General features: G+C 42.5%; 11 protein-coding genes. 7 read left to right on the top strand and 4 right to left on the bottom strand.

The window, feature by feature from the left end; all coding sequences use genetic code 11:
- Positions 1 to 59: 59 nt before the first annotated feature.
- Genes PCH02S_RS10620 through PCH02S_RS10635 form a run of 4 tightly spaced genes read left to right on the top strand, consistent with a single transcriptional unit; the run spans position 60 to position 6,475 of the window.
- Positions 60 to 1,817: a sensor histidine kinase gene (locus tag PCH02S_RS10620; RefSeq protein WP_246069020.1), complete on the top strand. Its 1,758-nt coding sequence runs from the start codon at positions 60 to 62 to the stop codon at positions 1,815 to 1,817.
- On the top strand, positions 1,810 to 3,429 hold the full coding sequence (locus tag PCH02S_RS10625; protein ID WP_127452722.1) for a response regulator transcription factor: 1,620 nt from the start codon (positions 1,810 to 1,812) through the stop codon (positions 3,427 to 3,429). The genes PCH02S_RS10620 and PCH02S_RS10625 overlap by 8 nt, the downstream gene beginning before the upstream one ends.
- Before the next feature lie 43 nt (positions 3,430 to 3,472).
- Positions 3,473 to 4,993, top strand: coding sequence for a glycoside hydrolase family 43 protein (locus PCH02S_RS10630; protein ID WP_127452724.1), 1,521 nt, complete (start codon positions 3,473 to 3,475; stop codon positions 4,991 to 4,993).
- A 15-nt stretch (positions 4,994 to 5,008) separates the two neighbouring features.
- Positions 5,009 to 6,475 (top strand): DUF5605 domain-containing protein, encoded by a 1,467-nt coding sequence (locus tag PCH02S_RS10635; protein ID WP_127452726.1) that lies wholly within the window; start codon positions 5,009 to 5,011, stop codon positions 6,473 to 6,475.
- A 100-nt stretch (positions 6,476 to 6,575) separates the two neighbouring features.
- Here the strand turns inward: PCH02S_RS10635 and PCH02S_RS10640 are convergent, their stop codons facing one another.
- The 4 genes from PCH02S_RS10640 to PCH02S_RS10655 form a co-directional block, all read right to left on the bottom strand.
- Positions 6,576 to 7,172 carry a GNAT family N-acetyltransferase gene (locus PCH02S_RS10640; protein ID WP_127452728.1) on the bottom strand — a complete coding sequence of 199 codons (597 nt, stop codon included), beginning with the start codon at positions 7,170 to 7,172 and terminating at the stop codon, positions 6,576 to 6,578.
- Positions 7,173 to 7,323: 151 nt separating this feature from the next.
- Positions 7,324 to 7,665, bottom strand: a complete 342-nt coding sequence (locus tag PCH02S_RS10645) for a nuclear transport factor 2 family protein (RefSeq protein WP_127452730.1) — start codon at positions 7,663 to 7,665, stop codon at positions 7,324 to 7,326.
- A 37-nt stretch (positions 7,666 to 7,702) separates the two neighbouring features.
- Complete coding sequence (locus PCH02S_RS10650; RefSeq protein ID WP_127452732.1) at positions 7,703 to 8,494, bottom strand: SDR family oxidoreductase; 792 nt, start codon at positions 8,492 to 8,494, stop codon at positions 7,703 to 7,705.
- Between the two features lie 238 nt (positions 8,495 to 8,732).
- Positions 8,733 to 9,890 carry an MFS transporter gene (locus tag PCH02S_RS10655; RefSeq protein WP_127452734.1) on the bottom strand — a complete coding sequence of 386 codons (1,158 nt, stop codon included), beginning with the start codon at positions 9,888 to 9,890 and terminating at the stop codon, positions 8,733 to 8,735.
- 333 nt (positions 9,891 to 10,223) lie between these two features.
- Between PCH02S_RS10655 and PCH02S_RS10660 the strand changes: the two genes are divergently transcribed.
- From PCH02S_RS10660 to PCH02S_RS10670, 3 genes are all read left to right on the top strand, one after another.
- Positions 10,224 to 11,099: a LysR family transcriptional regulator gene (locus PCH02S_RS10660; RefSeq protein ID WP_127452736.1), complete on the top strand. Its 876-nt coding sequence runs from the start codon at positions 10,224 to 10,226 to the stop codon at positions 11,097 to 11,099.
- A 186-nt stretch (positions 11,100 to 11,285) separates the two neighbouring features.
- A complete protein-coding gene (locus tag PCH02S_RS10665) occupies positions 11,286 to 11,594 on the top strand; it encodes a DUF1330 domain-containing protein (RefSeq protein WP_127452738.1) in 309 nt (102 codons plus the stop codon).
- Positions 11,591 to 12,046, top strand: coding sequence for a DinB family protein (locus PCH02S_RS10670; protein ID WP_127452740.1), 456 nt, complete (start codon positions 11,591 to 11,593; stop codon positions 12,044 to 12,046). The genes PCH02S_RS10665 and PCH02S_RS10670 overlap by 4 nt, the downstream gene beginning before the upstream one ends.
- Positions 12,047 to 12,103: the final 57 nt, after the last annotated feature.

A 12,103-nucleotide genomic window follows, 5' to 3' on the forward strand; every position in this document is an offset into this window, starting at 1 on the left:
CCTTAGAAAACTTACAAGCTTCAGGCTATAATGGAAGAAAAAAGTTGGGGGCTTGTACCTTGATCAACCGTCAACCATTCACTTTACGGAACACGATTTTCCTTCGGCTGCTCAGTACTTTTTTGCTTATCATGCTGCCCATTTTATTATTTGGCGTCTATCTGTATAACTGGATCGTCCAGACGGCAAGCGAAGACATCTCCAAAACGGCGGTGTCCCAACTAACCTTCTATATCAACGATCTTGAGAAAGAGATAGAACGGATGAAGCTGCTGCAGTTTGGCGTTATCGAGGATGAAGATCTCAACGAACTGACGCTGACTTGGGACACGATGGATGTGTTTAAGCGAACTGAAAAAATTAATTCGTTGCGAAAACGGCTTTATGCCATTCAAAACAGCTCTCCTTATATTAAAAATGTCAGTGCTCACATTTATCCGATACTCAAAACGATTTCATCCGCCAATGGCCCAAGTGAATTTGATACCGAACGGTACAATGGCCTGCGCTCAGCTTTAAGCAGTAGGAATAACCAGATCATTGAGTGGAATGGCCGATTGTTTCTAAGTGCCGCGAAGCAGGGAGTCACCAAGGGGAATCAACCGTTATTCATTATTGAAATTGAACTGGATCAAGAGAGACTGCAGGAGGCGTTAGGCCAGTTTAACACCTATCCTGGAAGTGGAACCTTGATGACCAAGGAGAATACCAGTGTTATTCTCACGAGCGGATCTTTGGAGCATTTATGGCAAGATATACCGGCCACCATTGCACAAATCAAACAAAATCCAGTTCACAGCACGGGAACCTTTACCATTTCGGGCAGCCGATATTATACCGCGATTGCAAGCTCTGATTATTTAAACATGTCGATTTACCGGTTTATCCCAGAGCAAATTATTAAGAAGCCGCTAGACAAGTTTTATCTGTGGGCCTGGTTATTTATTTTCGTTGCTATTGTCATCATTGCCATTTATGCATTCTCCACCTACAAATTTATTCACAAACCGTTGTTAACGCTAGTTAAGAGCTTCCGGCGTATGGAAAATGGAGATCTGGATGTGAACATCCAGCACGAGTCCAAGGATGAGCTCGGTTACTTATATGGCCGATTCAACCAAATGGTCACCAATCTTGGCTCTTTGATCGATCAGGTGTATAAGCAGAAAATTATGACACAACGGGCGGAGCTGAAGCAGCTTCAATCCCAGATCAATCCGCATTTTCTATACAACAGTTTCTTTATCCTGAGAACGATGGCCAGGATCGGAGACGTTGAACGAATCGGACAGTTTGTCACACAGCTTGGTGAGTATTTTCAATTCGTTACCAGAAATGCTTCTGACGAAGTGCTGCTGAAACAGGAAATTCACCATGCCAGAATGTACACGGAGATTCAGGAATTACGCTTTTCTCGGCGTATCCGGGTACAATTCGACGCTCTTCCACGGGAAATTGAACAGGTGTTAGTACCACGATTAATTGTTCAGCCGATTATTGAAAATGCCTTTGAACACAGTTTGGAACAAATGAAACGCAGTGGAAACATTATCATTCGCTTCGAGTGGGATGAGACAGAGATACGTATCATTGTGGAGGACAATGGGGATAGTTTGACGGATGAGACACTGGAACGTATCTCGGATATGCTGGATAACGGTGACGAACATGCGGAGACGACGGGCTTGGTGAATATTCACCGCCGTGTCAAAATGACATTCGGTGAAACATACGGTCTACGAATAAGCCGAAGCGAGCTCGGGGGATTGAAAGGTATCATTTCTATTCCTTATCAAGGTGGTGATGCTCATGATTAGAATGCTGATCGTTGACGATGAGGAGATCATAACAGACGGGCTGTTTGACATCTTTAGCCAACTGAATCTCAATCTTGATTTGTATAAAGCCTATTCCGGTGAAGAAGCGCTGGATTGGATGAATACGACGAGAGTGGACATCGTGATGTCCGATATTCGTATGCCTGGGATGGATGGGCTCGAGCTAATGAGAAACATACGCAGGAGTTGGCCGCATTGTAAAATCATTTTTTTGACTGGATATAATGACTTTGATTATGTCTACCAAGCGATTCAATCACCGGGAGTGAGCTATCTCCTTAAGAGTGAAGAATACGATAAGATTATCAAGGCCGTAACGGATGCGATACATGAATTGGAAAATAGTCTAAAGTTCCATGATCTAGTCAAGCAATCAAGAGAGAAGCTAACTACACTCGAGACTCTCGCTCAAGGGAATTATTTCCGTTATTTGCTTCATGGGACACGAACAACGGAGGAATTCGTCGTTGATTTCCGTAATGTTGGCATAACTCTTGATCCAACTAGGCCTATCCTTGTGGCGTTAGCTGACTTGCAACGAACGAACACACACCATACCTTTGCGGAAAGCCAGAATGCGGCACTTGCTGTCAAATTTTTAGCACAGACATTTTTGGCAGAACGTACAGATAGTCTTGGAATCATTGATCAATACGGTGACCTCGTCTGGCTTATTCAACCCAAACCTACACAAGTTAGTGAATCTGACGAAGCCTATTCCCGCACAGTAAAATTTCTAGAGGGACAATTTGAGCTTATGCAGCAAGCTTGTCATGAATCATTGGGAATTTCTTTTGCGATAACGCTTTGCGCCGATACCTGCGAATGGAAGCAGCTTTCTGAGATATACGATCGAATGAGAAGTGAACAGTACTGGCGAGCGGGAGACGGCGCCCAGATGGTGCAAACAGTCACCTTGGAAACCATTGGAACTGCGGCCAACTCAAGAACGCTGAGAGAAAAGGCGGAGTCCTTGGCAATTCATCTAGAAGGCGGAAATAGAGAGGGATATCTCCATCTGTTCAACGAACTAATGAAAACAGCATACGATGAACGAGGAAATGGCGGACCTTTTGCCCTGGAATTGTATTACACGATTGCTCTCTGCCTATTATCCTATATTAACCGTTGGGAGCTGCATGATAAGGTTGGAACAACCGGGCTTATGCAAAGAGACAGGCATTCATCCTTGCAGGATAGCTATGAGTTTTTGAAACAGACCGCAGAGTCTTTGTTCGATCTTCGATTAAGTGTAGAACGCAATAGAGCAGCAGCGGTGATAGAAAAGATACGGTTGTATATTGAGGAACATCTGGGCGAAGACTTATCTCTTGTACGTTTGGCTAGTGTGATACACTTCAATCCGTCCTATTTATCTCGGCTTTTTAAGCAGGAAAGTGGCGTCAATCTATCTGAATATATTGATGATGTTAGAGTGGAGAAAGCCAAAAATTTGCTCAAGAAAGATGAACTTAAAATTGCTGAAGTGGGCGTTCAGGTAGGTTATGAAACTCCACACTCTTTTACTCGATTTTTCAAAAAATCAACGAGTATGACTCCAGCGGAGTATCGTGAGGTTGTAAGGAAATAAGAGTAGTGGGATTAGCATTTATTAAGCATTAGGAGAGTTAGCGATGGAGAATGTGACGATAACGAACCCCATTATCTGGGCGGATGTTCCGGATCCTTGCGTTATTAGAGTAGGAACGTCCTACTATATGGTAAGCACAAGCATGCATTCAATGCCTGGATGCCCGATTATGAAGTCAGAGAATCTAATGGATTGGCGAATCGTGAACTACGTTTATGACACCTTAGAGGATAACGACGCCTATAACTTGCTGGATGGGAAAGGCGTTTACGGTAGAGGGTCATGGGCGGCAAGCTTGCGTCATCATAATGGCACGTTCTATGTGTGTTTCTCAAGTAATGATATGAACCGGTTCTACATATACCGGACAGCAGATATCGAGAACGGGAAATGGGAGCGATCTGTCCTTGCAGGCATCCATCATGACCCAAGTCTGCTGTTTGACGACGACCGCGTTTATGTCATTCATGGCAACGGTAGTATTCGCATTACAGAACTAACATCTGACGTGACGGCGATAAAATCCGGAGGTATCGATCAGCGGCTTTTCGAGACGGAACGTGACGGCATCATGCTGCGATGCGAGGGATGCCATGCGTATAAGCTTAATGGTTATTATTATTTGTTTTTTATTGAATGGCCCAATACCGGAAATCGACGCCGTAGGCAACTTTGTTACCGTTCCAGGGAGTTGCTCGGTGTTTATGAATATAAAGTGATTCTTGATGATGACATGGGGTACCGCAATCATGGGATTGCTCAAGGAGGCATTGTTGATACACCGCAGGATGAGTGGTATGCCTTATTCTTTCAAGATCATGATGCTGTGGGGAGAATTCCCATAGTGCTTCCAGTTACTTGGGTGGAGGACTGGCCGGTCATTGGGATGGAAGGTAAAGCGCAAGCTTCATTCCGTGCGCAATTGCCGAGCACGGCACCTACCCAATTGGTTAGTAGCGATGAATTCGACTATAACGAAAATAAATTAATGCTTAATTGGCAATGGAATCATAATCCGGATAATTGCCTGTGGTCTGTAACCACGCGCCCTGGCTGGTTGCAATTAAAGACAGGAAATATTGCTAGTAGTGTTCTAGTTGCACGTAATACATTAACGCAGCGGACGGAAGGTCCTGTATGCATTGGCATTACGGCAATGGATGTTTCCCATATGAAGCCGGGTGATCATGCTGGAATGGTTGCACTTCAAAATCATTTTGGAACAGTCGGTATTCAAATCGCTGCGAACGGTGAGCGATATGTTGCGATGTGTGTCAATCGAGGCGATGGTAGTGAAGAAACGGTCGAGCGGCTTCCCTACGAGGACAATTTGATTTACTTGAAAATTCATTTCGATTTTGAAAATAGTACAGATCTTGCAACTTTTTACTATTCAGCTGACTGTGAAGCATGGAAGCAAATCGGCGGCCCTTTGAAGATGAAGTATACGCTTGATCATTTTATGGGCTACCGAATCGGGTTGTTTAATTATGCGACCAAGTCTGTTGGCGGGCATGCTGATTTTGATTTTTTTCGATTTGATAAGGTGGAGAGTACGATTTAGAGGAGAGGCAGACCTATGACTTTCGCTCAAAACAGGCCAACCAACGAACAAGTTGAACAATGGGACATCTTTGAGCTTGTGTTTTTTGCTTCATATGATGGAAATCCTTTTAATGAAGTATCTCTATCCGCCGAGTTCTACTCAGGTGACCATTCAGTGAATGTGATGGGATTTTATGATGGCGAAGGTATATTTCGTATTCGATTCATGCCGACAACCTTGGGAGATTGGAGTTATCGTACATCCAGTAATGTAGTTGCGCTAGACGGACAGGTTGGCAGCTTTGTCTGTGTAGAATCATCTCCAGATAATCATGGTCCGGTTCGAGTAAGTGATACATTTCACTTTGCATATGCAGACGGCCTCCGACATCTGCCGGTAGGCACAACGTGCTACGCTTGGACGCATCAGCCGGCTAATCTTGAAGAACAAACGCTGTCGACGTTGAAAGCCTCCCCGTTCAATAAGCTGAGAATGTGCGTATTCCCAAAATCTTATCAGTTTAATACAGACGAGCCCATGTATTATCCTTTCGAGGGTTCACTGGAGGATGGATGGGACTATAGCCGGTTTAATCCGGCATTTTTCCAACATCTCGAGATGAGAATTGCTGATCTTGGCAAGCTCGGTATAGAGGCAGATCTCATTCTATTCCATCCGTATGATCGATGGGGGTTCTCACAGATGCCGCTGGAAGTTGATGAAAGATATCTTCGATATCTTACAGCACGTCTTGCTGCATACCGGAATGTATGGTGGTCATTAGCCAATGAATTTGATTTAATGAATGCTAAAAAAGAGGATGACTGGGAGTACTTTGCTGAAATCTTGACATCAACCGATCCGGTCGGCCATCTCATTTCCAATCATAATTGTCTCCGATTCTACGATTACAGCAAACCTTGGGTAACTCATTGTAGTATACAACGTATTGACATGTATAAAACGGCAGAAGAAACAAATGCATGGCGTGAAAAGTGGAATAAGCCGATAATCGTAGACGAGTGTGCTTATGAAGGGGACATCGAACACGGATGGGGAAACATCACGGGAGAAGAATTAACCCGTCGATTCTGGGAAGGTGCTGTTCGTGGCGGTTATGTTGGTCATGGAGAGACCTATTACAATGAGAAGGAAGTTCTATGGTGGTCAAAGGGAGGCGAACTTAAGGGAACAAGTCCTGAGAGAATCGCTTTCCTTCGTCGAATCATTGAACAAAGTCCAGGTGGCATACTGAATCCACTACCTTCTTCCTGGGATTTGCCTTGCGCAGGTGTGAAGGATGAATACTACTTGTACTACTTTGGTTTCAATCAGCCGCGTTACCGCCATTTCAAACAAGAGGCTGGTGTCTCCTATCGTGTAGAAGTAATTGATACATGGAATATGACGATAACCCAGGTGCCAGGCTTTTTCGAAGGGGCGTTCCTTGTTGAACTTCCTGGGCGTCAATATATGGCGGTTAGATTAACAATTGCTTAATCGACGTTCATGGGTATGATGAAGGGCTGCCTTGTGGCAGCCCTTTAACGTGTCGATTATTATAAATAAATGACAAAAATTTTAATGAAACGAATCCGCATTAGCTGGAGAAAATATGTATGCTCAGTTCTTCTTTAAATCCAACTTTCGGATAAACACTCCGTCCCATTGGGGTTGCATGAATAACAGCCAAATTCACACCTTTTTGCTGCACAATGCCCAATACATGAGCTAGCATAGTTCGGGCTATTCCTCTCGAACGATAGGCTTCTAATGTCGCAATACTATAAAAGCCTGCAACATCGCCCTCAGTAAAGGTCGTAAGTGTAGTTACGGGGACGCCATCCATATAACCAACATAATGTTGAACCGTGGTGATATCTTGATTTGGGCCATCCACAAACACTTTACAAAAAATATCGGCCATTGACTCTGGAACGTTATACCCTGCTAGTATGACCTTTCGGAAATCTTCAATCCCTTGAGGTTCCCGTACAGCTCGGACTTTCAGCCCCGGTAATTCCGGCAATTCCGAACGCCATTCTTTCAGAGAAAGCCCCATACCCGAAATGACGCCAACCTGGTGAAAATGATTAGCTGCAAGCGCTTGGTTAATGACTTCGTCCTGATTGTGCGAGGTGGTCAACCAGGCCAATTTATGGCCGCGATTATGGTAAAAGGATTTGATAGATGCCATCTCGTCCTCGGGATTGATCTCTTCAGAGCGTTTGTATCATTTGACCCCAATAACTGAAAGATTATCGGCCTGTAACCTATTGTTCCACAAAGGAACCAATAACTTCACAGGCCGATTACTTTATTCTATAGGGTTTTGGGCCGGACCATATTTAAGGCAAGGATACTTGTAACTCATTAATTTTACCGCCAGACAGCTTAAATGTATGTTTTAAATAGAATGGACTGGGGAGATTAGTTTTATCAAAATCGCCGTCAAGCGACGCGATAACGGCGTACGCGCCATCATGTTCCGTGGCATCCGTTATGTCGAAGCGTACATGAGCACCAAAGATATCGGTTTTACTCCAATTTCGAATGGCTTCTAACCCTCTAAACTCCCGATTATCGTCAAACACGTAAGCATTATCGTTAAATGCAGCGAGAAATGAATCTAACTGTTCCTCGTTCGAAGCAGTGAAATATGCTTTTACGGAATCTGGTAATTGAATCATATAGAACTCCTCCTTTTTGTAAAAGAACAGATCAAAATTAAACTGTCGGAATCGTACCGCCGTCAATAACGTACTCGCTTCCTGTAATGGAAGCTGAGCGATCGGATGCAAGGAAAGCTGCAAGTTCCGCTACTTCTTCAGGTAGACCCGGACGACCGATTGGAATGCCTCCAAGCGAGTCCATAAGTTCCTCTAGCGCGGCTTCGCGACTACCGGCAACTGTCGCGATGCGGTCGATCATCCGATCTGCGGCTTCCGTCTGAATGAAACCTGGCGCAATCGTGTTGATCCGAATCCCCTTTGGCGAAAACTCATTAGACAAACCTTTGCTGTAATTGGTCAAAGCTGCTTTTGATGCTGCGTATGCTAAAGTAGTTTCATACAGTGGCAACCTTCTTTGAATAGAACTTACATGGATGATAACACCTTTTCCTTGCTCCACCATCATTGGTAGTAAATTTCTGTCCAATCGAACAGATCCAAGTAGATTCATATTCAAAGTTTCCAGCCAGTCTTCTTCAGTTAAGGCCAATGCACCACCAGGAGGCGTCGAAGCACCTCCGACTGTATTGATCAGAATGTCGATACCGCCTAACTTTTCTTTCACAGCCTCAACCAGAAGCGCCGTGCCTTCCGGCTTCGTGATATCAGCTTGAATAAAGTGAACGCCAGGAATATCGTAATCCTCCGGGATTGTACGAGCCGTTGTGAGCACTGTGGCTCCAGCTTCGGCCAGACGCTTCACAATCGCATAGCCCATCCCTTTTGTTCCACCCGTTATTAATGCCCGTTTACCTTGAAATTCATGTTCGTAAGATGAAAAATTCATTTTATTATATCTCCTTTATATAAGTTAATTTGTTTTGACCACATCTATTAGCATATCCCTACAATAAATATAATTCTAATTGATTATAATAATTAAATTGATTATAAATATTCATGAATGGCCATGTATTAAGTCATAAGTACACTTCAAATTCAGATCATTATCATATATTTAACGTTTATTGAAGAAAATATATATGATTGCCTGAAATTTGTCCTGATTTAGGCAACTCCATACATTAATTTGATACTTTGGCTACTGGGCGAATCGCGCGGATGGCAAGGATACCAGCAATAGCTACTCCAAGTGCACCAAACCATACAACAGAGCTTATTGGCATGCTTTTAAGCACAATACCGCCAAGACCTGCACCAATTGCCATGGATAGCTGCTGAGTGGAAGAATACAAACTGATCATAATACTAGATGCTTCTGGAGCCTGACTCACAAGGTTAACCTGTTGAGTTGGACCAGAAGACCAAAGTGACAGTGACCAGAGAACAAGGACTAAGAGTACGGCGACAATAGAGTGGGCGCTTAGCGCAAGAAGTGCAAGAGAAATGGCGTGAATGATGAGTCCGGAAAGCAATGTTTTTCTTACACCCCATTTATCCGTTGCAGATCCACCCATTTTGGCTCCGATCATACTTGCAAAACCAAATAGGAATAAAGCCACACTAATCGTGCTTGTGCTCATATTGGCCACGTTAAGGAGAAATGGCGTGATGTAAGTGAAAGCAATCGAGTATCCTAAAATCCAGAAGAAAATCACAACGAGTGCCATCAATATTTTTGGATTTTTAAGGAATGCGAGTTGTTTCATTAACGGTATAGGTGTTTCACCCTCCGTACGTGGAATAGCAGCCATCAAAATGAAAATAGCAACAAAACCAAGAATGCCCAATGCAGCAAAGTTTAATTTCCAGTTCATATTCGCGGCAACCAGTCTTCCAAGCGGAATACCGATCACAAAGGATGTACTAAAGCCCATTACCACTGTAGAAATAGCACTTCCGATCTTTTCAGGCTTTGCTAATTTCGTGGCCATTGTAATTGCTACAGTCAGGAAAATACCCGCGCTGAGAGCAAGCACTACTCTTGATAAAAGCAAAGGTAAGTATCCTGGCAGGAAAATAACCATAGCATTACCGATGACAAATGTAACAAGTGACGCAATAAGCAGCGTTCTTCTATCCATTCTAGCTGTTAAGGCTATTAGAATCGGTGTACCGATTGCGTAACTAAGTGAAAAGATAGAAATCAGCTGACCCGCGGAAGCAATAGATATTCCTGTATCTTTAGCAATGATATCCAGGAAGCCAGCAATAACATATTCAGATGTTCCAACGAAGAAGGTAACTATCGCTAGAAGTAAAATTTTCAATGAGTTTGACATGTTTATACCCCTTTTATATAAAGTGTTAGTTCATAGCATCTAATTGGCAGCAGTGAACACACCTGTTTCGCTAATGGGTTAACAAACGATAAAATAGATAGAACTGCATGAATGATCGTCCTTTCCAAGTAGATTTGTTTATGATGTGAACACCTTGTCCGCAACACCTGAATTATCATAACAATGTACATTCAATCAGTCTAATGCATGATATCTATGTTTTATATTAATTATTTTCATGTAATCTACGATTTTACATACTATTGCTTCAATGAAATACGGTATGTATGATGATAACTGAAATTAGATCGAGAATAGGCTTAGGAGGAATTTATGGAACTTACACAATTAGAATATTTCCTGGAAGTTGCCCGAATGGAGCATTTAACAAAAGCGGCAGAATCATTATCAGTTACACAACCCGCTCTAAGTCATTCGATATCAAAACTGGAAGTTGAGCTCGGTGTACCTTTATTTGAACGTAAGGGCAGAAATCTGCAGATTAATCGATATGGAACAATGTTTGCGAAGCGCGTGGAGACCATATTGAAGGAAGTGGAGCGTGGAAAACAGGAAATAGAAGAATACTCCAACCCTGATTCGGGCGTCATACATCTTTCGTATTTAAATATTCTGGGAGTTGATTTCATCCCACATCTTATTCGTGAATATCAGCAAGCCAATCCCAAAATAACTTTTAAGTTAACGCAAGGAGACAAAGGTTTGATTCTTGATGGGATTGAGAGCGGTGATTCGGATTTGATGATAACTTCTGAAAGACCTGTAGACGATACGTATGAATGGTTATTGATTCTCTCGCTACCGCTGTATCTTATCGTTTCATCCCAGCACCCTCTTGCCAATAAGGAATCCATTAGCTTGAAGGAGATAACCGGTGAGCCGTTTGTAGGTTTAAAGAAAAATTGTACGCTAAAGGATTCGCTCTTGGCCCGTGTTCATCATATGAATTTCACTTTAGTTTCCACTTACGATGCTGAAGATTTGCCAACAGTGGCAGGCTTCGTATCGGCAGGTCTTGGGGTATCTGTATTGCCAAAAACAGCTGGATTGGAACTGAAAGGCTTAAGATGGATCAAGATTGAGGAAAAAGGTTGGGTTTGGGAAGTTGGTTTACACTACAAAAAAAACAGATTCCTATCGCCGGCTGCTCAAAAATTCGTTAGCTATATGCAAGAAAAGTTTAATTAATTCTTCTCTTTAGCTCAAACTGGCGTTGTGTTTCTCGTACATTACTTATTTTTATTAATATAATGAAAATTATAAATTATACAGTAGGAATTCGTGCGTGTATAGTTACTTTAGGAAAACGCATGTTTTCAATTGAGTTACTATGGGGCCTTTTAATATCCATTATGGAAAGGAATTGATGTTCCAATGCCAGCTTACGTTATTTTTATCAGAGAGAAGACAACTAATATAGAAGAATTAAAAGTCTATGCATCTAAAGCACCGTCAGCCCTTCAAGGTCATTCATTGAAACCTCTTGTCATGTACGGTATGCATGAAGTCATTGAAGGACCGGAAGTAGAGGGAGCAGCTGTGTTGGAATTTCCAGGCATACAGGAAGCGAAGTCTTGGTACTACAGCCCTGCTTACCAAGATGCTGTTAAACATCGAATGAACGGTGGCACTTATCGAGGTATTATAGTAGAAGGTTTTTCGAAAGAAGGTTCGGAACAATGAAAGAAGATTTCGTTTTCCACTTGTTTGACAAACAACTTGACGCTTTTATTGAATTGATGAACAAGTGCCCTGAAAATCAACGTAAAGTAATCCCTAATGGTTTTGAAACTAATCTTCATTGGCACTTAGGACATGTTCTTACTGTTACAGAGTACCATGTATTTGGTTCTATCGATCAACCACTTAATCTTCCAAAGTTATATCAAGAGATGTTCACATATAGTACAAAACCAGCAAATTGGACTAAAGAACCACCATCATGGGAGCGAGTGATTGCTCAGCTGGAAGAACTACGCAATCTGATTCACCAATTATTAAACGGGAAGCTGGATATCCCGGTAAGAAATAATATTCTGAAAGCTAATAATTATAGAGAATTACTCTATGCTACGTCCCAACACTTAGCCACTCATACGGGTGTAGTTACAGCTATGCTTCAAATATTAATTTAAATATAACAGGCAGACCCATTGTTCAAAAAGCTTGAGAAATCAAGCTTTTTTATTTGT

The organism is Paenibacillus chondroitinus NBRC 15376 (assembly GCF_004000765.1).
In the GTDB taxonomy this organism is placed as follows: Bacteria; Bacillota; Bacilli; order Paenibacillales; family NBRC-103111; genus Paenibacillus_E; species Paenibacillus_E chondroitinus.